This window comes from Phenylobacterium montanum (assembly GCF_018135625.1).
Lineage (GTDB): Bacteria > Pseudomonadota > Alphaproteobacteria > Caulobacterales > Caulobacteraceae > Poindextera > Poindextera montana.
In genome coordinates, this window is record NZ_CP073078.1 from 1,162,989 (window position 1) to 1,185,553 (window position 22,565).

The following is a 22,565-nucleotide window of genomic DNA, read 5'->3' on the forward strand; positions in this document are numbered from 1 at the left end:
GTCAACTGAACAATGGCGGTCAAAGCGACCAACGGTACGCTTAGAGATATTTCCTGATCACCGTCACAGCGCTTCGATCCGGGTCACAGTCGGTTAAACAACTTGCTGAATAATTCAATTCACGACCTATCGGATGGTTTTGGTTAATTAGATCGACAAGGTTCTCCCTAACGTTGAAACTTGTTTGCACTGAACGCTGGCCGCCGTACAACTGAAAATTCGAGTCCATGGCTGCGGCCAGCGCAGCGGCGAGTGCGGCGGCCTCAGGCCCCGCGAATTGGAGATGCTCCGAGGGCATGATCGAGGGAGCGATCAGTTGGTTCAACCAAGCGAATCCGTTCCACGGCTTCATCGCCGGAACGGGTCTGCTGGTCTATCTGATCGGGTGCCTGGCGCAGTACGCCCTCAATGCTCGTCAAGTCGGCGAGCGGATTTCGCTGTCTGGCCTGGGCCGGTTCCTGTTCCCCTGGGACAAGCTGCTGACCCATTCCACCCGGATCGACCTGTTCTTTTACGTGGTCAATCGGCTCAGCAACCACCTGCTGCTGATCACCAATGTCGTGCTGGCGGTATGGCTTTCGCACGTGCTGGCCACCTGGCCCGGCGGTGAGGCGACCGTGAGGCCAGACCTCGTCGCTCTCGTGCTCGCCTACATGCTGGCGTTCCTGCCCCGCGACCTCGCGCACTACGCGATCCATCGCCTGCATCACGAGGCGCCGTTCCTTTGGGAATTGCACAAGGTCCATCATGCGTCGACCTACCTGACGCCATTGACCACCTTGCGGACCCACCCAATCGAAGACCAGATTTTTGCGGTGGGTGAAGGCTTGGCCATGGGGGTGGCGCTCGGCCTCCTTCGCCGTCACTACGCGTTCGGTGATGGGGATATGCTGATCATCATTCCGACCGCGTACAAGGTCGCCCAGGCGCTGGTGCTGGTGCCCCTGCAACATTCGCAGGTGCGGCTACACTTCGGGCCGCTGGATCGGGTCTTCTACAGCCCGAGCCTGCACCAGGTGCACCACAGCTCTGAGACGCACCATTGGAACAAGAATTTCGGCGAATGCCTCTCCCTCTGGGATAGCCTGTTCGGCTCCTACCGGTCGCTCGGTTCCGATGAGGTGACGCCGGGGCTGACGGGAGATGAACATCTGGCGTACCGGACCCTGGTCGCCTGCTATTTTCGGCCGCTCGCGCGGCAGGCGCGCATGCTCCGCGGGGAACGACCGGTTGGGCCGATCGCATCGAAATCGGCTTTCCCCTGAAGCGGGATGAGGAGCGGCGCGAAGCGGCTTTCCGCCAGCATTCCGCTCCAAAATTTCGGAACCAATGATGCTTTATGAGTTCGGATCGGATCGATTCGAACTCGTCGCGATCTAAGCGTGCGCCGCAATCCAGATGTTGCTCGGGGGTCCGATCTTCATGAACAGCGCCGAGTTGCGAAGCGCACGCTCACGCGCCGGCGAAAGTTTCAGTCGCTTGATGATCCTGTCGATCAGGACATAGAACCAAAACATCCAGGCGCTCAGCACTACAACACCCTTTTTGACCACGACGGCCTGCAGCTTGCGATACCCTGCAGCGCGCAAGAGGCTTTGCATTTCCTCGTAATCATACTCCCGCAAATGCATGAACACCGGGCGCTCCGCCTTGATCACTTTCGAAAGATCGTGGGGGCCGGTGCCAATGTGCGGCGTGTCGAAGATGTAGCGCCCACCTGGCTTCAAGATCCTGCGCGCGGCCGCAAAGTGCGCCGGCAGGTCGTCAGGGTGCAGATGTTCGAGAACCTGAGTCGAGACCACCACATCGTAGGCGGCGGCCGGCTCGAAGTTGTCGAGATTGACCCCGTCGGTCCGATGCCAGCGTATGCCGTCGACATCGGCGATATGTTTCTCGCCCCGCTCCCGAGTGATCTCGGTGGCGGTGCAGTCATAGCCGTGGCGCACCAGAAACCGCAGCAGCATCGCCCGGCCGCTGCCGACCTCGAAAACCTTCGAGTTCGGCTTCAGTATCTTCAGCCAGGGGGCAAAGTCCGGTGGCGTAAAGACGCCCTCGTTGAGCCAGGGCAGCTCGGCATAGAGCCGCGTATAGGCGCGCTCAAAGACCGCCCAGCGCTGTTCCGGCTCAGAGCCGAGAAGCTCCTCGGTGAGAGCGCCTTCAAGGTCCAGATGCTTCTGAACATGGTCTTGCGTAATATCTTCGCCAAGACCGTAGGTCAGCCGATAGGCGCTGACCGCCGGCTCGTCAGCGATATAGCTGATCCGATCCACGCTAAACTCCGCAGGGCTTTGCGAGCCGACCCCCAGTAGCAAAACAACACGCGCCCAGGATCAACCGGCCGTATGGTCGATGCTCTTCATTCGAGACGATAGATGAGTTCCCTTGCCCCGCAAAGGGTTTGCGCGGTCGGGTCAGGCTTCGAGACTGATCCCGAGACGGCGGCCTTTTCCGGAAAGTGCGCGACGAATGGCGTCGACCGTCCTCATCACCAGCCCAGCTGCGCGCGGCATCGGGCGACGGAAAATCGCGACCTTGCGCACGGTGTCATGCACTTCCCAACGGGCCTGACTTCCGGCCGGGAAATAGACGATGGAACCGGGGCTGATGTAGTGCGTCGCCCCGTTGGGCTCCGTGAGCGTCGCGCTTCCGCTGACAATGTGAATGGTTTCATCGACGCCGTAGAACCAGTTGAACGCCCCTGGCGTGCATTCCCAGACGACCGTGGTCGCCGTTCCGTCTTTGCTGGTCGAATGAATCAGCCGCGTGGCGACGGGATCGCCTTCCAGCACCCAATCGACCGGAATCGGCGAAGCTGTCAGACCCGCGTCGGCGTGACCGACGACCAGCAGGCCGCGGCCAGTGCTGGATCGCCCCCCGACATCACGGCCCAATCCCTCGATATGGCGGGCCTCTCCGGCCGATCGGTCGAAATTCTTCATCGATGTAAACGGCATAACATCTGCCATTGTATCCGTCGATTCCGCCGCAAGTGACACAGTTCAGCTCCTTTTGGGGCACTAGCGCCGGTTGTAGGCGCGGACATGGACGAGCCAGCAAGATCCGGGCCAGTTCCGGTCGTCGGTTCAGCTCGCCAACGACGGCCCCAGCGAAAGCCATGGCGCGGCTTGTTCCAGCTGGCGGTTTGCAGGCCACCGCTCCAAGAGATCCGGGAAGCTCAATGGCGTGGCTTTTGCAGACCAAGCGAGAGCGCGAGCGACCTGGGCGCGCACAACTTGCCCACGATCAAGCTGGCGCTTGCGCAATTCTGATTTAGTGCAGGCCGATCGTTGCTATGCTTGGAGCGGCGGCCGGGCTTTGGGGAACCATCGGGACGATGACGCGGATTGAGCGCCTGGACATGGACGGTTTGGCCCTTGTGACGCCATCGCGGTACGGCGATGAACGCGGCTACTTTTTCGAAGCTTTTCGCGCCGAACATTTCGAAGCGCTCGAACCGGGCCTGGCCTTCGTGCAGGACAATCAGGCCTTCTCAGCCCAACAGGGTGTCGTACGCGGTCTGCATTTCCAGATCGGTCCGGCCGCGCAGGGCAAACTCGTTCGCTGCCTGCGCGGGTCGATCCTGGATGTCGCCGTCGACATCCGGCGGGGCTCGCCGAGTTTTGGCCAGCACGTCGCCGTCACGCTTTCGGCAGAGAATGGCCGGCAATTGTGGGTCCCGCCCGGCTTCGCCCACGGCTATGCGACGCAGGAACCGGACTGCGAGGTCTTCTACAAGGTGACTGCCTATTACGACCGCGAGCGCGAGCGCGGGCTGGCCTGGGACGATCCGGACCTGAACATCGATTGGGGCCTCGCCGGCGCCCAGGCGATCCTTTCCACGAAAGACCAGGCCCAGCCTCGCCTCGCCCAATCGCCGGCCTACTTCGACTATCGAGCTTCGGCCCTCGCCGTGGGCTTGGCCGGCGACCCGGAGGGGATCTGATGCGCATCTTCGTGACCGGCGGCGCAGGCTTCATCGGATCGGCGGTATGTCGCCACTTGATCGGCGACCTCGGCTGCGAAGTGATCGTCGTCGACAAGCTGACCTACGCGGCGAGCCTCAGCTCGCTCGCACCGGTCAGCCAAAGCCCCCTGTTTCATCTCGAAACAGTCGATATTTGCGACGAGGCGGCGATCAACGCCCTGTTCGACACTTATGATCCGGACGCGGTGATCCACCTCGCGGCGGAAAGCCATGTAGACCGGTCGATTTCCGGGGCTCGGGTCTTCGTCGACACCAACATCGTCGGGACCTTCACGCTCCTGGAGGCGGCGCGGCGACGCCTGGCCAGGGCCGAACCCGGCCGGGCGGAGCGGTTTCGCTTCATTCACGTCTCCACCGACGAGGTATTCGGGTCTCTGGGCTCTGACGGCCGCTTCACCGAAACCAGTCCCTATGATCCGAGTTCGCCCTACTCGGCCAGCAAGGCGGCTTCGGATCATCTCGCCATGGCCTGGCGCCGGACCTACGGGCTCCCGGTGATCATCACCAACTGCTCGAACAACTACGGCCCCTACCACTTCCCGGAAAAGCTCATTCCGCTGACGATCCTCTCGGCTCTGGATGGCCAGCCCCTGCCGGTCTACGGAACCGGAGAAAACGTGCGCGACTGGCTCTATGTCGAGGACCACGCCAAGGCGCTGGTCAGGGTGCTGGAGCGCGGCCGGCCGGGCGAGACCTACAATATCGGCGGCGGCAACGAGCGGCGAAACATCGACGTGGTGCGTCGGATCTGCGCCCTGATGGATGAGATGCGTCCGCAAGGGGGGCCGCACGAGCGATTGATCACCTTCGTCACCGATCGGCCGGGGCATGACCAGCGCTACGCTATAGACGCCGCGAAGATCGAGACCGAGCTGGATTGGCGCGCCGAGGAGACCTTCGAGACCGGCATCGAGAAAACGGTCGCCTGGTATCTGTCACGGCGCGATTGGTGGGAACCGCTTCGGCGCGGTGTCTATGCGGGCGAGCGCTTGGGCCTGCTGCCGGCATGAAGCCTCGGCTGCTCGTGATCGGGGCGCAGGGCCAGGTGGCGACGAGCCTGAGGCAGGCCGCCGCGCGCTACCCGAACCTGACTGTGATCGCCAGCGATCGGAGCCAGATCGATCTTGCGCAGCCTGAGCATATCGCAGCGTCCATCGCCGCCATCCACCCCGACATCGTCATCAATCCCGCCGCCTACACCGCCGTCGACCGCGCCGAAAGCGAACCGGACCTGGCTTTCGCGATCAATCGTGACGGCGCAGCCCAGGTGGCGCGGGCCGCCGCGGCCATCGGCGCGCCGGTCATCCATCTGTCGACCGACTATGTGTTCGATGGGACCAAGCCTTCAGCCTACGTTGAAGACGACCCGCCTGGACCGCGCAGCGTCTACGGGCGGTCCAAGCTGGCAGGCGAACTCGAGGTCGCCGCAGCCAATCCGCAGCACATCATCCTGCGCACCGCCTGGGTCTATTCGCCCTTTGGCTCCAATTTCCTGCGGACGATGGCGCGATTGGCCAGCGAGCGGGACCTCGTGCGCGTGGTCGATGATCAGATCGGATGCCCGACCTCGGCCGACGACATCGCCGACGCCGTCCTGGCCTTGGCGGAGCGGATCGCCAGCTCGGGCTGGGATCCAGCCTTCGCCGGCGTCACCCATTTGGCCGGGCCGGACGCCATGTCATGGCGCGCGTTCGCCGAGGAAATCATGCTGGGCCTGGCTGCGCGGGGCCAACCCAGCGCCAAGGTCGAGCCGATTCCCAGCTCGGCCTATCCCACCGCCGCCGCCCGCCCCGCCAATTCCCGCCTCGCCTGCGACCGACTCGCCGACATATTCGGCCTTCGAACCCCGCCGGCGAGCATCTCGATGGCCAGATGCCTGGACCAGCTCTTCGGACCAAAGCCCACGCTCGGAGGTCGACCTTGAAAGGAATCATTCTGGCTGGCGGCAGCGGCACGCGTCTCTATCCCATGACGCTGGTGACCTCGAAGCAGCTGATGCCGATCTATGACAAGCCGATGATCTACTATCCGCTGTCCACCTTGATGCTGGCGGGGATACGCGACGTTCTGATCATTTCCACGCCCTCGGACCTGCCGAATTTCCAGCGCCTTCTGGGGGACGGATCGGCGCTGGGCATGAACTTCAGCTATGCCGAGCAGCCGCGCCCGGAAGGCTTGGCGCAGGCGTTCGTGATCGGGCGGACCTTCATCGGCGAGGACCGCTGCGCGCTGATCCTGGGCGACAACATCTTCTACGGCCATGGCTTGCCGCAGCGCCTGAGCGCGGCGGCCACCAGAACCGAGGGAGCCACTGTGTTCGCCTACCGCGTCGAGGATCCTCAGCGCTACGGCGTGATCGAGTTCGACCGCGATTTCCGCGCCTTGTCGATCGAGGAAAAGCCGGCCCAGCCAAAATCGAACTGGGCCGTGACGGGCCTTTACTTTTACGATGCGTCGGTCGTGGACATCGCAGCAAAGCTTCGCCCGTCTGCGCGCGGCGAGTACGAGATCACCGACGTCAACCAGGCCTATCTGGAAGCCGGACAGCTGAACGTCGAGATCATGGGGCGCGGCTTCGCCTGGCTGGATACCGGAACGCCCGACAGTCTGCTCGAAGCCGCTGAGTTCGTCAGCACACTGGAAAAGCGGCAGGGCTTCCGAATCGCCTGCCCGGAAGAAATCGCCTTCAGACAAGGCTTCATCGATGGGGAACAATTGGTGCGGCTGAGTCAGGCCATCGGCAAGTGCGACTATGCGCGCTATCTCCTGGGCGTCGCTCATGAAGCGCAGCCGTGACGGAGCCGCCGAGATCGGCAAGGGCGCACGCCGGCGGCTTGCTTTTTTTTTCGCCCTCGCCGCAGGGCTCGTTGGCTGGCTTGCGATCGCGCCGGTCAGCGCGGCCCCTCCGACCAGCCTGAGGGATGTCCGCTCGTTCCTCTATTTGGTCGACACCAACACCAAAACGCCTGGGCTCGAACACGCCATCGCCTCGGCCCCGCAGGACCTCATCATTCTGGGCGGGGTTACGGGCGCTCGACCGTTCGACAGGAAGCTCGCCGACCCGCAGGGGCGAAAGCTGATCCTGGACTATCTGGATCTTACGGAGGCCTCCCCCTGGGAAACGCCGGAGCTCTTCGACAGGACCCACCCCGACTGGTTCGGCGGGCGGAACCCGGACTGGCCGAACATCTATTCAGTCCGCTACTGGACGCCGGCCTGGCGGCAGGCCCTGTTTCGGCGGCTGGATGAGATCAAGGCGCAGGGCTATGACGGCGCCTTCCTCGATGTCGCCAGTGGTGACACCGAGTGGTCAAACGGCAACCCATTTGGCAATCCGCCCTACCCCGACGCTGCGCAAGCCCTGGCTCGATTGCTCGGCGAAGTCAGGGCTCATGTGGACTCCTGGCGCCTGGGCCGGCCCTTCTTCCTGCTGGCCAACAATCCGCAGGGCGTCGCGCTTGCGGCGCCCGAAGCCCTGTCCTCGCTCGACGGCATTTTTTCAGAATGCCTCTATCACTGTCTGACCGCGTCGAAGGATGTAGCCCTACCGGCGGCCAGTCGGCGCTTCATCCTGGAGACGGTCGCGCCGGCCTACGCGCGTTCAGGCCTTCCCGTTTTCGCCAGCGAATATCTGGCGCCGACAGATCCCACGGCGGCCGAAGCCAGTTTCCAAGCCTACGCCGCGCTTGGCTGGATCCCCTCCGGCGTCATCGCACGAGGCGGGCTGCAGACGATCTCGCGCGGCCCCTACATCGCCACCGCCAAGCCCACACGGCCACAGATCGAGGGCCGGGCTTCGATCAAGAATTATCTGTCAGGCGGCTCGGCCGCCAGCGCGAGCCTTCGCGGCGGCGACCAGGGCGACGTCCTGATCGGCGGCCCCGGCGCAAATACCATCGTCGGCGGGGCGGGCGATGACCTGATCTTCGCCCATCCTGCTGCGGCCGCCGAGCAGGGGCGTCTCTCGATCTCCCTGAAAGTCGTGAAGAGCCCGAAGGCCAGGCTTCCGGGGATCAAGGTCCTTATAGACGGCAAGCCCTCTCGCACCTGGAACACCTTGGCCGGAACAAACCCGACCCAGCCTGAAGAGGTCGACCTGGATCTCGCGGTCCCGCCTTTGACCAGGCTGAAGTCCCTGAGGCTTGAAGGTGTTGGAACCTACTACACCAGCGCGCAGGACTTCGCCGTCGTCACCCTGAGGCGCGTCCGATATGAGGGTCTCGACGCCGACCTGAAACAGGGAGCCTATTCCACCCACAGCGGCTATTTCGGCGGGGTGCGCGAGCCCTACCTCAGCGGCGGCGGGAGCGCCGAATTCGGCCGAGCCGCATTCCCGGCCAGCCCGGCGATCATGGCGGGGGCGCAGGACGAGATCGATGGCGGCGGCGGGCGCAACACGGTCGTCTATGGCGGTCCAGCCTGCAGCTATCGCCTGCAGATCACCGGCGCCGGCTCAGCGGTCGTAACCGGGTTGAAGAGCGGCGAAGGCCCTGACCGGCTCATCCACGTAGCGCTCATCCGGTTTTCCGACCGCACCGTCGCTGTCTCGCCAGGCCGGACCGTCGGCTGCGACGCCTCGGAGCGGCCGCACGCCCGCTAAGGCCCAGACCTATCTGCGAGCGGCTTTGGCGCCAGTCCCGTCTGCGGCAATTTATCCTGGTTCGGCGCACCCCCATATCTGTTCAACTGAAGGCGCAGGAGAAGAATCGAGGGGTGCTGAGCACCCGACGATATCTGACCCGCCCATTTGCGCCCCTCTCGGGCGAAAATGGATGATGGCCGGGGCTTAACCTTGGCGGTCGTGGAGGATGAACCGAACGTGCGTCATCAACTTGAGCGACGGGTTCACATCTCAGCCTTGAGGCTTATTGCCTTGGCTGTCGATCTGGGCTTCTGGATCGCGATCATCAGCGCGATTACGCGCCTGTGGGCCCACCACTAGCGACATCTTTCGCGGCGCATCACCCGCCTGCCCCTCAGTATCCGTCGCAAGGGCTCGGCGTCATCCGAGCTCAGCCCCGACATCCAGCGCTTCGGCGAGCCGGCTCCATCCAGCTTTGACAAGCCGCAGCACATCGCGGCCGGCCGGACCGATCAGCCACCAGGGTTCGACGCAGTAGCGCACGAACAGTCGCTGCGGGTCCATGCAAAGGCGAAACAGCCCTTCGAAACCCAATCGACCGAGCCAGCGCGGACATGGGACCTGTTCGCCGGCTTCATAGTCGAACGCTCCCCCGATCGGCAGCACCACACGCCCACCCAAGGCCCCGGCGTTCGCCAGGATCCATTTTTCCTGACGCGGCATACCCATGCCGACCAGTACGATATCGGCGCCACTGAGTTCGATTTCACGGAGTAGCGCCTTGTTCTCTGCGCTTCGTGGCTCCGCGTCGAAAAAGCCATGACGAACCTGTAGGCGCGCCTGGGGCCATTGCGCCAGAATCTCAGCACGCGCCCGCTCGGCCACGCCCGGCTGGCCGCCGACGAAGAAGACCCGCCAGCCCTTTTCCGTCACTGCGTTCCAGAACAGCGAGCGCCAATCCAGATAGGTGCAGCGATGAAAGGTTCGGCTGCGCCGGCCGACCAGACGGGCCCAGCCGATCACCGGAACGGAGTCGACTTCGATCAGGTCCGCGCGGCGGAAAAAGCGGCGAAATTCTTCGTCCTGCCGGTAGAGAAAAAGGCTGTGGAGGTTGTGATTGGCGACCCAAAATCCTCGGCGCTCGTCGATCGCTCGCGCGATTTGGAATAACACCTCCTCGGGCCGCACCAAGTCCATCTCCGCCCCCAGCAACGACACCCGCTCATCGGAGCGCCGTCGACGGCGAAAGGGGCGGACTCGCTTCGTACGCGGCTTGCGGGGGGCCATTGGCTCGACAGCGCCGGAATCTGGCTCGTCCGCAGGCCCGCTCAGTGGGGCGTCTGCGCTGCCCGGCGATTTGGCTCTGTCATCTTGCAGCACTGAGGCGACCTGAACGCTGCAAACTAGAGCCGGTGGATCATGAACAACCCAGATCCGATGATGCCCGCCCAAAGGCCGAGCGACAGGCAAGCCGCGGCTACCCAACTGGGTCCAGGCGGCAAGGGCAGCGGCCTGACGTCGGCACGCGCCGCAAGCGCCCGCTCGCTTTGGGTTATGACCAGCATCGACCTACGCTCACCCACTATGGCAACGCCTCACCATCGCGCGGTACGATAAACAAAGCCTTAGAAGCGACCCAGATTGTGTTCGGTTCCCAAGCTGAAGCTGGCTTCTGGCGCAATTAACTCTGGACCCACCCGGTGCGGCGCAGATAAATTTTGCATATCGTGGCGGTTCGGGGGGACAGCCGACAATGATCTTTTGTCTAGCGCGGCGGCTTTCCCGGCCCAGCAGCCGAGCGCGTCGAGTCTATGTTCCGGGCCGACGATCAGGTCAGATGGCCAAGTTCACGATCGATCGGCGGATTGGCCCCCGGGGCGCGGCTCGCGGCCCCGCAGCGCGCTCGATGCGTCACAACCTGAAGAAGGAAATATGGCGAAAGGTTGTTGACCAGGCGTCGATGACCGGGGCTACGGTGTAGGATCGCCGCCTGGATTGGAGCGGGCTCGCGGGAGGCAAGGTTGGAGCCAGTCCTTGTTGGACGCTGCGCTGGTTGGTGGAGCAGGGGACGGAGCGGGCGGGCTGTTCTGCTCTGCCCCGCCCTTGGCCGGGAGGGCGAGTTTGCGCACCGATCCTGGCGGCGCATCGCCCAATCCTTGAGCGATGCCGGACACACCGTATTGTGTTTCAGCTATCGCGGCGAGGGCGACTCTGGAGACCTCGCAGACAACGAAGACAGCGTGCGAGCCTGGGTCGATGACGTAAAGGCCGCCATCGCGTGGTTGAAATCGCAGGCTCCGCGCGAAGACCTCGTCATTGTCGGCCTGCGTTTCGGCTGTCTGGCCGCCGCCGCGGCCGCCGCTGAAATCGGCGATATCGACGGCCTGGCGATGATCGACCCCGTCGTTTCCGGCCGGGCCTACCGGCGTCATCTCGTAATGATCGCCAAGCTCACCCAGCGCGATCCGATCGTGGGCGGCGCAATCAGCGTCAGCGGGATCGATCTCAACGCCCCGGCCCTCGCCTCACTGGAAAAGCTGGAGCCATTCAAGGACGCCGTTCCTCTCCCGGAAAGAATACTGCTGATCACCCCGCAAGGCGCCCAGCCCGACAAGGTGCTGGCCCAGCGGCTGGATGATCCGGCCCTCGCCGTTGAACGCGCCGATTTTCCAGACTACGCCAACTTTCTGGTCGACGCTGATTTCTCCGTCATGCCGCCCTCCATCGTAGAACTCATCGGTCGCTGGGTCGGTGAAGCGGCGCCGGAAGCGCCGGAAGAGGCCCCATCCGGAAGCGAGCCATGGTTGGGCGCCTGTTCGCTACCGACACCCGGCGCAACCGAGACGCTTCAGTTCCTCCCCGGCCCGAGCCCGCTGTTTGGCGTCGTCTGCCAGGCCGACGCAGCCGTCCCAGGCGACCCGGCGGTCGTCCTGGTCAATACCGGCTCCACCTCTCACGTCGGCACCGGCCGCCTATGGGTCGCACTCGCCCGTCAACTCGCCCTGCGTGGGCTGACATCCTTGAGATTTGACGTCGCAGGCGTGGGCGACAGCCCCGATCGGCCTGGCCAGCGCCCGCCCATCGAGCACCTGTCGGATGGGTTCGCCGACGTGACCGCAGCTTTGGATCATCTGCAGAAACTCGGCCATGATCGCTTCGTGCTCGTCGGCTTTTGCCGCGGCGCCCAATTGGCCTTCAACATCGCCCAGCGGGACCCTCGCGTCGTCGGCCAGTTCCTGATCGGCACGCCTGAGCTCTTCTGGACCGACAGGCCGGCGCATAGGGTGGCGACCCAGACTTGGCGGTATCTGCGCCTGGTCCGCGATCCGCAGAACTGGCGGATGACGTTCACAGGGCGAATGACACCGCTCCGCCTTGTGAAGGCGATCGTTCGGATCGCGATGCGAACGAGCTTCACTCCCGTCGCCCGTGTCAGGGCCTGGTTTGTTGCGCGTAGCGTGCGCGCAGTCACGCAGGGACGCGTGCAGACCTGGATGTTCTTTGGCGACGAGGACGAGTTCATCAAGGATTTGGAAGAATATTTCGCGACGCCTCGCACCGAGTTCGAACGGTTGCTGGGGGTCAAGTCGGTCTTCATGGCCCAGACCGCCCATCTGTTTGTCCGCAAGACGGACCGGGAACGGCTGATCGAGGCATTGATCGAGCGATTGCAGCCCGCCAATTCTCTCGCCGATCGCCTGAGCTGCAATCTTTCCGCCCATATCGAGCCTGCCCGCATCAAAGCCGAGCTGCCGAGCCGGTCTGCGCCGGCGGCTGGACGGGCCGGCTGAGTCGAGCCAAACAGGGCAGAAAGCTACGACAACAAGGGGGGCTCGGCGGCCAGCACGGGCTCAGGCGAGATCGGTTCGACCAGCCTGACCGGCGATGACTTGAGCCGGGAGACCGGCCGTCGCCGAAGGGCGTCCAGTTGCGAGAGCGCGGCCAACGCGAGGAAAAAGCTAGCAGCTCCATCGCCATCGACGCGCAGGGGCGCGGCCTCGCCCATGGCCATGGTCAGGCTCGCCACGATCATGGAGACATAGCAGATGGCGATGCGGCGTTCGCGACTGTGACCGTGCAGAATGAGCCGGTACGCCCTGAGCAGGATGACCGCGACGCCCCATAGGAGAGCGATCAGGCCCGCGGCGCCCAGATCGAAGGCGAGGTCCAGATAGCCATTGTGCGGGTTCACGGCGTCGGAATGCAGGGCGACGATGCTGCGCGACTTGAAGGCGCTATCGACCGTGCCGTAGCCGTGGCCCAGCAGGGCCTGCTTTTGGATCAGGCGCAGCGCGTAGCGCCAGATGTCCGTGCGGCCGCTGAAATTCGAGCTACGGCCGAGTGCGCGGGCCAGATCGTCGACATTGATGGCGAGGCCGAAAGCCAGCAGGCAGATCACCAGGCCCAGAAGCGCCAGCGCCCAGGGGCGCCGTGTCACGCGCCCGCTCAGGGCGACATAGGCGATCAGGCCGGCGCCAAATCCGAGGACCGAGTTGGATGAGCGCGAAAAGACGAGGCAGATCGCGGCGCTGGCGGCGAACAGCCACCACAGCAGGCTTCTGGCGCGGGGTTGCTGAATCAGGATCAGCAAGGCCACGCACGAGGCTTGGCCAAGAACGTTCTTGTGGATCAGCACGCCGCGCCAGGCGCCGGCATATTCCGCCCCAACGATATTGGAGGCCTGAACCACGGCCCGGGCTGGATAGACGAGGGCGGCGACGAGGCTAGCCACGACGATCAGGCCGTTGAGGAAGCCTGTGGTGCGGAGCCCGCGATGTTGGCCGAGCCAGGCATAGATGGCCGGCAGAACGATCACTGCGCCGAACACCAGCTCAAAGCCCGCCCAACTCAGCTTGGGGTCCGCGCTCCAGGTCATCGAAGCGAGTGTCAGTATCACAAAAGGCCACATGGGCGCTGTCGTGCGCAACGCCTGCAGCGTTCGCGGGCTCAACAGGATAAGAACGAAAACGCCGAAGATGAAGGCCTGGTGCACATAGCTCCAGGTGGCCAGCAACTTGTCGTTGGTGAAGGCGTCGATGCCGTTGTTGTAGATGAGCGCCAGCCCGACCGGAATGTAGAGCACCATATAGGCGGCCAGCAGCCAGGGCGCCGGCCTGCGCAGATCCAGCCTGAGTTTCCCGCGCGCCATGTCGTCCTAGGCCCTCGGCGCCGCCGCGGGCGCCTTCGGAAGGCCGGTCACGGGATGACGGACTGCGGCCGCAAGCGGGCTTGTGATGCGGATGTCTTCAGATCGTCTGGGGGACGCGCACATGGTCACGCTACGAACAGGAAGTTGTTGATATAAGGCAGGGCCCTGCGATTGTGGAACGCCGCATCCTGCAGATTGGCGGGATCCTGGTGGCGTGCAAGATCGAACTCGGCGATCGGCCTTTGGCTTCCGTCGAGGAAGAAATATCCCTTGTAGTTCAGATCGGCCAGCCGCTGGCGGATGCGTTCGAGTCCCCCCGGATTGTGCCGCTCCTCGATCTCGATCAGAAGATTGGGGCGCTCGCGCCGGATGGTCTCCATCGCCCCGGCCAGCACGCTCTCCTCGAAGCCCTCGACATCGATCTTGATGAACCCGACAGGGCTTAGGCTATAGTCGTCGAGGCGGGCCATGCGCACATGAATGGTGCGCAGACAGGCGCCGTCCGGCACGGCCATCTCACTCAGGCTGGCCATTCCAGGCGCCTCTCCGCCCTCGAGCGCGGGAATGCGGAGCTCCGCCTCGCCGGCCTGTTCGGAAAGCGCCACCTGCTCGATCTCGCCATTGCGCACGCCGAGCGCCTTGATCTGGGACACATAGTCCGGGTTCGGCTCGAAGGTGATCACCTTGCGCGACAGCCTGCCCAGATGGAAGGTGTAGACGCCGATGTTTCCCCCGACATCGACGGAGACAGCATTGCGCCGAACATAGCGGGGCAGCTCCCGCAGCTCATACTCCCCGGTGACCCTGTAGTGGCGCCACATCAGGCGCCGCGACTGCAGCCACCGGACCTGGGCCGGGAACAGGGATTTGACGAGCTTTTTCATCGTGGCGCCAATGGTCCTGAACGGTCTGCGGGTCTCAAGGCGCGGATGCAAGAGCCGCGCCGGCTCGGTCGGAAGCGTTGCCAGCCTGGAGGAGGCCGCAGAGCAGGTGGTCATAGGCTTCGATCATGTTGGCGAGATCGTATCGCTCCACGGACGGCCTGGCCTGAGCCTGCAGGCGGGCCCGCACCTCGGGATCGGCGAGTGTGGCTAGGCTCTCCGTCAGCCCAGCGATATCGCCGTTTTCGAACAGGAAGCCGTTTTCGCCCGGGGTGACGATCTCCGACGCGCCGCCGATATCGCTCATGACCATGGGCGCGCCGCTGGCCAGCACTTCAAGCGCCGCCAGCGAGAATGTCTCTACGCCCGAACTGCAGATCACGCCGACATCAAAGGCGGCGATCACCGGCCGCACATCTGCGTGCTCACCGGCGAAAATCACCCGCCCTGTCAGTTCGAGTTGCTGAACCAGCGCCTCGATCGCCCGGCGACGTGGTCCGTCACCGACAAAGAGCAGTTTCAGGTCGACGCCCGTCTCGATAAGGCGCCTTGCAGCCCGAAGCAGGAGCTCATGGTTCTTTTCGGGACGGAAGCTGGCGAGGACGCCGACGACATAGTCTTCGGGCTTGAGTCCCAGCCGCTGCTTCGCGATGGCGCGCGGCTCGCCGCCATCAAAGCGCTCCAGGTCGACGCCGTTTGGGATGGCGACAGCCGTAGGCGTGCGAAGCCGGCGACCGCGCCAGTGGGCCATCTGGTTGCGGCTGACGAAGACCAGCGTATCCAGCCACCTGACGGCCAAGCGAAACAGCGGCAGTCGGCGCTCGTCTGCCGGCAGCAGCAGGGTGCTGTGAAAGGTGCACACCAGCTTGGCCCGGGTGGCGCCCAGCGCGCGCAACAGTACAGCGCGAATGGCCATGGCCTCGTTGACGGCCACAATGATGTCGGCGTCCGCCGCCCGGAACGCCTTGTAGGCCATCACCCAGCTTCGCAGACTGGTCATGCCCCGGAGGCCGAGCACCCGCACGCCTTCGCCGTCTGCAGCGTCCCGCAGGCCCTCGGCGACATGGCCGCCGTGAGCCAGCAGCAGGGTTTCGAAGCCACGGGCGCTCAATCCGGCGCACAGCTGCAGGGTATGGCGCTCGGCCCCGCCCATGAAGAAGCCAGGCAGGTAGAAGGCGACCTTCGGCTTGGCGCGCACCTGCATCAGTCGGCTCCCCGCGCCCATGACGGGTCATGGCGAGTTCCAGAGCGCCAAGTCGGACCTAAGTCAGGCTGCAACCCCGATCTCCCGATAGAGGGCGCTCATGGCGCCGTAATAGGCTTCTCGCGAATGGTGCTTCAGCGCAAAACTGCGCGTGGCGAGCGCCATGGCCTCGAGTTCGTCGGCTTTGGTCCGGCTCACGCGATCGAGCTTGTCGGCAAGATCGTCGATATTGCCCGACTCGAACGACCAGCCGGTCTGGTCTTCGACGATCAGCTCCGGAATGCCGCCGATGCGGGCGCCGATCAGGGGACGGCCGCGAACGAACGCCTCGATGACGCTCATCGGGCCGTTCTCGTACCATTCCGAGGGCAGCACTACCGCCCGCGCCTCTTCGACTTCCGCCCAGAGTGCGGCGCCGGCGAGAAATCCGAGAAACGTCACCGGCGCATCAAGGGTCATGGCCAGGTCCCTGAGCGGCTCCTCGATCGGCCCGGTTCCCGCCAGCCGCACCGGGCGCCTTGAACGCGCGGCCGCCCTGATCAGCGTCTCAAGGCCCTTTTCCGGCGCCAGGCGGCCGAAATAGAGCACGTGCTCTCCCCTCCCCGGCTCCAACCGATCGGAACTCGGCGCATCGACGAAATTGGGGATGTGGACGATCTGCTCTTCAGGCCAGCCCCATTCGATGAGCTTGGCGCGGTAGAAGCGGCTCGGCGCGATGATGCGATCCAGGTGGCGGCCATAGAGGTTGAGCGCCTTGTGCACGGCCGATTCGACCGCGATCACGCTGCTCGCCAAGGCCGAATCCTTGATGCAGCGGTAGCGAACGGCGTTCCAGACCCGCCCACCCTTGCAGCGTTCGCAAACACCGCCCGCGTTCAGCATCTTGTTGTTGGGGCAGGCCAGCTTCAAATCGTGCGCCGTCATCACGACCGGCAACCGCCGCTGTTTGAGTTCGGCCAGAACCGACGGCGACAGGTGATGATAGATGCTGTGAACGTGCGCGACATCGACCGCATCTCGATCCAGCAGCCTGGCGAGATTGTCGCGCGCTTCCTGCGACCAGATGATCTTCAGGGCGTTGCCGAGATTGCGCTTCGAGCCGCCGGCTCCGCCATAGTCGATGCACTCCGGGAAAAACGCCTCCTCCGCACAGGGAAGATTGTCCGGATGGCGCATGGCGTAGGAGCGCGTGGTCCAGCCGTGATCCGCAAAAAGGGCGGCGTGGTTGAAATAGACGGTCTCGGAGCCGCCGCGCCGATAGTGGTAGCTGTTGAGGGACAGAAGCGTCGGCATGACCGCGCCTAGCGCGCGCGCTCTTCTGACGGCCAATAGCGATCCACCAGCTGACGAGTGCTCCTGATATTGCCCCGGCTGGAGGCGCCGAAGACGATCGATCGCATATTCGGCAGGTCGCAGGCCCAGGCGATGGCTTCCTCAGGCGCGATAGCGCCCGAAGCGAAGACCGACATGGCGATCGCCTGAAAGCGCCGGCCCTTCAGGGCGGCTTCATAGGCCTCGAGGCCGCCGCACATGCGGAACCCGATCTTGTTGATGTTGGCGCAGACGATGGGGTTCTCCAGCCCGGCCTGGTCCAGAGCATCCAGCAACAAAGGCAGGTTCATGGTGATGAAGCCCGGCTCGGCGCCATAGCGATTGCGCACATGCCGGTCGAACACCGCGAAGGCCTCGTACGCCCCAAGCCCCAGGATGAGATCCACCACCACGTTCTGCAAGAAGATCACCGGCGTCTGAAGGCCCCGGAACATCTTCATTTCGGCGTCGATCAACAGGCCGGCGAGGCCCTCGATATCGCGGTTGGCCAGGGACAGGCCGCCACGGATGGCCGCATCGAGCAGGCCCTGCTCGGGCATGAACCGGCGCAGGGCTCCGATCGGGCCGTCTTCCGTGACCGCATTGGCGTACTTATGCGCATAGGGCATGCACGGATAGAACTTGAAATCCGCATAGCGGTCCGGATGGGCCCGGACGTGGTCGCAGACCTCTTCGATCCGCTCGTGCGTCGTGCACATGAAGGTCTTGACGCCCTCGTCGTAGGCGGCGTCGAGCACGTCGATGATCGCCTGGGTGTCCTGAAAGCGGATCGACTGGGCGCGCGCCTTTTCCTCCGACATGTGGTTGACGCCGAAGAACTGGTTGTCACCGAACAGCAGTTTGTCCATGGCTATGCGACTATCCCTGGCCAGCGTCAGCGGCCGAACAATGAGAAACGACGCCCAGGCCGGGCGCGCCCGGCGAGCGGAGGACTTGACTGACGGGGGCCGGCCTGCGCGTCGGCGATCATCATACCGATCACCCGATCCGTCTCGGCCGCGCTGGCGAAGCTGTTTTGAGCGGCTGTGCGGGCCTGGATGGACTTGATGAAGTGATCGATCTGGCTCGAGTACTCCTCGCCGCGCAGATAGTACCAGACGGGCTCGGTCAGATCGGTCGTGTAGCGGATGGTCCAGCCCTCGCGATAGCCTTCCGGGGCCGCCCGGGCGTCGCGCAGGAAGGTCTGGCACTCTTGCCGGTCAGCGGAAATCTTTCCGTTGGCGCCCCAAATGGTGACCTTGGTGCTCATCTTGCGTTGGGATTCGTCGCTCCAGTTGACCGAGAGCTGGGCGCTGATACCCGGGTCGAACAGCAGGGTCGAGGAGACCTCGTCCTCGATATCGTTGGAAAATATCTTGGTGAGACTCGTGCCCGCCGCGGCGACCGGCTCGCCAAAATACCAGTTCAAAAGGTTGATCGGGTGAGCGGCGTAGTCGTAGAGGCACCCACCGCCCTCATTGCGCTGCGAGCGCCATGTCGATCCCTTGGGCCTCAGGACGACGGGGCCATAGGCCTCGGCGAGCACGTGGCTGATCGGCCCCAGGACCTTCAGATCCAGCAGGCGCTTGACCTCCTGAAAGGCGCCGACGAAGCGGTAGTGATAGCCGACCTGATTGACCAGGTTCCGCTCCTCGGCGAGCGCGGCCAGTTCGGCGGATTCGTTCGGATCAAGGCAGAACGGCTTTTCGCAGAAGACATGCAGGCCTCTGTTCAAAGCCTCGCGCACGATCCCCGCATGCAGTCGCGTGGGGGTGGCGACGATCAGCGCATCGAGCGGCTCCTTGTCCAGGAGTTGCTGATAGTCCGGGTAGACCCGCGCGCCTGTGTATTTGTTCAGGACCTCGAGCAGATAGCCTGTGGTATCGCACACGCCGGCGATCTCGACCTCAGGGTGCGCCCTGACGATCGCATAGTGGGACAATCCCATCTTGCCCAGGCCGATGACACCGACGCGAACCACCTCTACCTCCTGAAGCCCCACTACCTGAAAGATCGGATCAGTGCGCCGCAGCGGCTGTCTGCCGCTCGCGCCTGCCCTCGAAGACCGACAAATGCTGGTCGGCCACACTGTCCCATGAATAGACGCGGCGCACATGCTCGCTCTGCCGCGCCGCGGTCTGCTTGAGCCCTTCGGGATCCGCAAGCGCCCCAGCGAGGACCCGGCGAAGATCGGCGATGTCGCCCTTCTTGAAATAGAGGCCATGCTCCTGAAGCACGTAGCGATTTTCCTCGATGTCGCTGCAGATCACCGGCGCCCCGAGATAGGCGCTCTCCAGGATCACCGGCGACAGGCCTTCCAGATCAGAGGGCTGAACATAGGCGAAGCAGTTCTTCATCAGGGCGTGCGTCTCCGCCCCATAGACATAGCCAGGAAAGCGGATGCGCGGATCCTGGGTGGCGCGAAGCGCCTTGTCGTAGTCGCTGGGGTGAGGGCTGCCGCCGACGAGAACCAGCGCCTTGTCCGTCGGCAAGCCCTCGAACGCCGGGATCAGATAGTGCAACCCCTTGTCCGGAATGAAACGACCGACGAACAGGAAATATTCTCCACGCTTCAGGCCCAGGCGCGACAGGACGTCTTCAGCCTTCGCGTCGTATTCGACGTCAGCGCCAAAGGGAATGAAAGCGTATTTACGCTTGAAGCGTTTTTCGAAGAAAGCGCGCGTGAAGATGTTATCGAAAATGATCTCGTTGTGCACGAACGCCGAAACAAACATGGTCATTTTCAGATAGGATTTGCCGAGCCACGACCATTTTCCGCGTTGCCACTCGTTTCCGTCTTCACTCAGAAAAGTTTTCTTCCCGAACAGCCGCAGCAGCAGGGCGAAAGGGCTGTTGCCTCCGTTCTGCATGTGCACGACATCGGCGCGATTGTGCAGGATGATGTCGAGGGTCACTTTGGCCGAGTGCAGCAGCGCCTCCAGTCCTGAGCGCCGCGTCGTGCGAACCGCGCGCACGGTGACCCCCAGATGTTCGTGCGGAGGCGGCAGGGCTTCGCCGGGGTAGGCGCGTTCATAGGCTGTCACCTGGCAGCCGCGCGCCACGAGTCGGGGCAACAATTCCAGCACGTATTTTTCGGCGCCTGCGCTTCCGTCCCGCGGCGGAAACCGCCGAAAGCCGAATGCGGCGATGCGCAGGGGACGCGAGGACTGGATCATGCGCCAGCGTAGATCTTGGCCAGCCGCTCAGGATAGTCGGGGAAGTAGTCGGCGATATAGTCGGCCAGCGCCATGCGCCAGTCGCGCATCATGTCCATGTCCCTCAGCCGGAGGCGATAGTTGGTCAGGCGCTCCGAAGGCGGCCGTGGGGCGAAATATTCGCTGGCGAAATGGTCCGAGGAGACCCGCTCGATCGCCACCACCTCTTTCAGGCCAAGCACCTCGATCAGGGCTTCGGCCACCTCCAGGCGCCCGGTCTCGCCGCCGCAGACCATATTGTAGAGGCCATAGTAGCGGGTCTCGACCATGGCCGCGAGGTTGCGGGCGAAATCGACCGTATAGGTCGGAGTGCCCAGCCGGTCATCGACGATGCGTAACGTCCTTGAACCCGCCAGGAGCTGCTTCATCAGCTTGTTGATGAACTTCTTGTCCTTCGCGGGGCCGCCCCCCATCATCCAGCCCGCCCGGAAGATGAAGTGGTCCGGGACCCTCTGCACCGCCAGTTCGCCCAGATGCTTGGAGCGAGCATAGACGCCGAGCGGATTTGGCGCATCCCAGTCATCATAGAGCAGCTTGCCGCCATCGAAGATGCCGGCCGTGCTGATATAGACCAACGGAACGCCATGGGCGCGCGCCAGGGTGCAGGCGTGCTCCACCGACAACGTGTTGGTGCGATAGGCGTCGTCGGGATTGGTCTCGCAATATTCCAGGTCGGTGTGGGCCCCGATATGCATCAGGATGTCCGGCCCGAACGCCGAGACCGAGCGCTCATAGGCGGCGAAGTCGCGGAAGTCGCAGAGCTGCAGCCAGTCCACATTGAGATCGATGTCGGTGCAAAGCACCTCATGGCCCGGAGCGAGCACCCGATGGAGCGCCTCGCCCAACATGCCGCCACAGCCCGCCAGATAAATCTTCATGACGCCCCAAATTGAAACTTGCCGACTGTTCCAGAGCGGGAGCACACCCCGCCCTGAGGGACCTTGCAAGGTCCGTTCCTATGGAATTCCAACCTAGGCGGGCCATAGCATGGATTTGTGAACGCACCGGTTAAAGTTCGTCGAACGGACCTCCAGCGAGGAGGCTCGCGCCGAAATGCGCCAATTTCGCAGGCGCCGGCGGCGTGGATCGTTCCATTCTGGCGCGGATGACCCGGGCCGGACCGCAATTGATTTCGATCAATATCGGCATAGGCGACGCTGCCCTACAATTGCCATCCAACAAACCCTTGATTTTAGCCGAATTGTCTTGGATCAACTCGCGCCGCGTGAAAGAATTGGAAGCTGGCCCGATCCTTGCTGCACGCAGGATTGGTTCGGTGCTCCCCAATCATTGGGGACCCGCTCCTTATACTATGTATAAATTGGGTGTGACGCAGGTCGCACCTATTTTGGGCAGCTCGCACCATGTCGCGCTGTAGTCTGTTATGGCGTCCGCGAATCTTTCGCGGGTGCAAAAGTTTCACTTTTCATCTATCCCAAGTGATGGTTTCAATAGCTCGCTGATTGTGGCTTTGTCTCCGTACGTTGGGGGCCCCGGGGGCGCAGGTAAAATGCTGTCGCATACGAGGACATTGCAGCAGGGTGCAAAGTCGGGTCTCGACCTGCCGACGGTGTTCGAAATCGAACAGCCCGCCGCCTTCGAGGAAGGCTCTTCGGCCGCAGCGTCCAGTCGGGTCAAGCGCGCCTTCGACGTGGTCGCGGCCATTCTCGGCATCATCGCTTTCCTGCCCTTGCTGCTTCTCATTTGCCTGCTGGTCCGGCTGGAATCGCCTGGACCGGTGGTCTTCCGCCAAAGGCGCGGCGGGCTGGGCGGGCGGCCCTTCGAAATCTTCAAGTTCCGCACGATGAGCGTCGTCGAGCAGGACGGCCCGTTGGCTCATGCGACCAAGACCGATCCTCGCGTCACGCGGATCGGGGGGTTCCTGCGGCGCAGCAGCCTCGACGAGCTCCCCCAGCTCTTCAACGTCCTGCGTGGCGAGATGTCGATCATCGGCCCGCGCCCCCACGCCGTCTTTCACGACGAGTATTACAGCGAACGCATTCCGGACTACATGGATCGGCTGAAAACCCGCCCCGGGCTGACCGGCCTCGCCCAGGTGTCAGGCTATCGCGGCGAAATCCGTGACCTGGAGGATATGCAGCGACGCATCGACTGCGACCTCGCCTATATCCGTGACTGGTCGCTGACCTTGGATATGAGGCTTCTCGTCAAGACAATCATCATCGCGCCCTTCGACCCCATGGCCTACTAACGTCTGGTGCTGATCAGGCGCACGCG

General features: G+C 63.6%; 20 protein-coding genes. 9 read left to right on the plus strand and 11 right to left on the minus strand.

The annotated features are described in order from the left end of the window. The first annotated feature begins 296 nt into the window (after positions 1-296). Positions 297-1,265 carry a sterol desaturase family protein gene (locus KCG34_RS05265; RefSeq protein WP_211939342.1) on the plus strand — a complete coding sequence of 323 codons (969 nt, stop codon included), beginning with the start codon at positions 297-299 and terminating at the stop codon, positions 1,263-1,265. Positions 1,266-1,376: 111 nt separating this feature from the next. Here the strand turns inward: KCG34_RS05265 and KCG34_RS05270 are convergent, their stop codons facing one another. Continuing rightward, a complete protein-coding gene (locus KCG34_RS05270) occupies positions 1,377-2,270 on the minus strand; it encodes a class I SAM-dependent methyltransferase (RefSeq protein WP_211939343.1) in 894 nt (297 codons plus the stop codon). Between the two features lie 141 nt (positions 2,271-2,411). After that, positions 2,412-2,939 carry a cupin domain-containing protein gene (locus KCG34_RS05275; RefSeq protein WP_211939344.1) on the minus strand — a complete coding sequence of 176 codons (528 nt, stop codon included), beginning with the start codon at positions 2,937-2,939 and terminating at the stop codon, positions 2,412-2,414. Positions 2,940-3,358: 419 nt separating this feature from the next. Here KCG34_RS05275 and rfbC point away from each other — a divergent pair, with 419 nt between their 5' ends. From rfbC to KCG34_RS05300, 5 genes are read left to right on the plus strand one after another with little or no spacing between them, the layout of a single operon-like run. Next, a complete protein-coding gene (gene rfbC, locus KCG34_RS05280; RefSeq protein ID WP_249138229.1) occupies positions 3,359-3,943 on the plus strand; it encodes a dTDP-4-dehydrorhamnose 3,5-epimerase in 585 nt (194 codons plus the stop codon). Next, on the plus strand, positions 3,943-4,995 hold the full coding sequence (gene rfbB, locus KCG34_RS05285; RefSeq protein ID WP_211939346.1) for a dTDP-glucose 4,6-dehydratase: 1,053 nt from the start codon (positions 3,943-3,945) through the stop codon (positions 4,993-4,995). The genes rfbC and rfbB overlap by 1 nt, the downstream gene beginning before the upstream one ends. Continuing rightward, the gene (gene rfbD / locus KCG34_RS05290) at positions 4,992-5,909 is read left to right on the plus strand and encodes a dTDP-4-dehydrorhamnose reductase (protein WP_211939347.1); all 918 of its coding nucleotides are present in this window, start codon (positions 4,992-4,994) and stop codon (positions 5,907-5,909) included. The genes rfbB and rfbD overlap by 4 nt, the downstream gene beginning before the upstream one ends. Next, entirely contained in the window at positions 5,906-6,781 is an 876-nt protein-coding gene (rfbA, locus tag KCG34_RS05295) for a glucose-1-phosphate thymidylyltransferase RfbA (protein ID WP_211939348.1), read from the plus strand. The genes rfbD and rfbA overlap by 4 nt, the downstream gene beginning before the upstream one ends. Next, on the plus strand, positions 6,765-8,585 hold the full coding sequence (locus tag KCG34_RS05300; RefSeq protein ID WP_211939349.1) for an endo alpha-1,4 polygalactosaminidase: 1,821 nt from the start codon (positions 6,765-6,767) through the stop codon (positions 8,583-8,585). The genes rfbA and KCG34_RS05300 overlap by 17 nt, the downstream gene beginning before the upstream one ends. Positions 8,586-8,987: 402 nt before the next feature. On the opposite strand, the gene KCG34_RS05305 is transcribed toward KCG34_RS05300, so the two are convergent. Next, on the minus strand, positions 8,988-9,764 hold the full coding sequence (locus tag KCG34_RS05305) for a WecB/TagA/CpsF family glycosyltransferase (protein WP_211939350.1): 777 nt from the start codon (positions 9,762-9,764) through the stop codon (positions 8,988-8,990). Between the two features lie 824 nt (positions 9,765-10,588). On the opposite strand from KCG34_RS05305, the gene KCG34_RS05310 reads away from it, so the two are divergent. Further along, a complete protein-coding gene (locus KCG34_RS05310) occupies positions 10,589-12,358 on the plus strand; it encodes an alpha/beta hydrolase (protein ID WP_211939351.1) in 1,770 nt (589 codons plus the stop codon). A gap of 23 nt (positions 12,359-12,381) precedes the next feature. Here the strand turns inward: KCG34_RS05310 and KCG34_RS05315 are convergent, their stop codons facing one another. The 8 genes from KCG34_RS05315 to KCG34_RS05350 form a co-directional block, all read right to left on the minus strand. Further along, on the minus strand, positions 12,382-13,716 hold the full coding sequence (locus KCG34_RS05315; RefSeq protein ID WP_211939352.1) for an O-antigen ligase family protein: 1,335 nt from the start codon (positions 13,714-13,716) through the stop codon (positions 12,382-12,384). 125 nt (positions 13,717-13,841) lie between these two features. Next, the gene (locus KCG34_RS05320) at positions 13,842-14,600 is read right to left on the minus strand and encodes an FkbM family methyltransferase (RefSeq protein ID WP_211939353.1); all 759 of its coding nucleotides are present in this window, start codon (positions 14,598-14,600) and stop codon (positions 13,842-13,844) included. Positions 14,601-14,634: 34 nt separating this feature from the next. After that, positions 14,635-15,801 carry a glycosyltransferase gene (locus KCG34_RS05325; protein WP_211939354.1) on the minus strand — a complete coding sequence of 389 codons (1,167 nt, stop codon included), beginning with the start codon at positions 15,799-15,801 and terminating at the stop codon, positions 14,635-14,637. Positions 15,802-15,864: 63 nt separating this feature from the next. Beyond that, positions 15,865-17,094 carry a glycosyltransferase family 4 protein gene (locus tag KCG34_RS05330; RefSeq protein WP_211939355.1) on the minus strand — a complete coding sequence of 410 codons (1,230 nt, stop codon included), beginning with the start codon at positions 17,092-17,094 and terminating at the stop codon, positions 15,865-15,867. Positions 17,095-17,102: 8 nt separating this feature from the next. Continuing rightward, on the minus strand, positions 17,103-17,981 hold the full coding sequence (locus KCG34_RS05335) for a hypothetical protein (RefSeq protein WP_211939356.1): 879 nt from the start codon (positions 17,979-17,981) through the stop codon (positions 17,103-17,105). 26 nt (positions 17,982-18,007) lie between these two features. Next, entirely contained in the window at positions 18,008-19,093 is a 1,086-nt protein-coding gene (locus KCG34_RS05340; protein WP_211939357.1) for a Gfo/Idh/MocA family protein, read from the minus strand. Between the two features lie 37 nt (positions 19,094-19,130). Next, positions 19,131-20,288 carry a glycosyltransferase family 4 protein gene (locus KCG34_RS05345; protein WP_211939358.1) on the minus strand — a complete coding sequence of 386 codons (1,158 nt, stop codon included), beginning with the start codon at positions 20,286-20,288 and terminating at the stop codon, positions 19,131-19,133. Next, the gene (locus KCG34_RS05350) at positions 20,285-21,205 is read right to left on the minus strand and encodes an SDR family oxidoreductase (RefSeq protein WP_211939359.1); all 921 of its coding nucleotides are present in this window, start codon (positions 21,203-21,205) and stop codon (positions 20,285-20,287) included. Before KCG34_RS05350 ends, KCG34_RS05345 begins: the two co-directional genes overlap by 4 nt. Before the next feature lie 203 nt (positions 21,206-21,408). On the opposite strand from KCG34_RS05350, the gene KCG34_RS05355 reads away from it, so the two are divergent. Both KCG34_RS05355 and KCG34_RS05360 read left to right on the plus strand, forming a co-directional pair. Further along, complete coding sequence (locus KCG34_RS05355; protein ID WP_211939360.1) at positions 21,409-21,705, plus strand: hypothetical protein; 297 nt, start codon at positions 21,409-21,411, stop codon at positions 21,703-21,705. Between the two features lie 6 nt (positions 21,706-21,711). Next, positions 21,712-22,539 carry an exopolysaccharide biosynthesis polyprenyl glycosylphosphotransferase gene (locus KCG34_RS05360; protein WP_249138230.1) on the plus strand — a complete coding sequence of 276 codons (828 nt, stop codon included), beginning with the start codon at positions 21,712-21,714 and terminating at the stop codon, positions 22,537-22,539. The last annotated feature ends 26 nt before the right edge of the window (positions 22,540-22,565 follow it).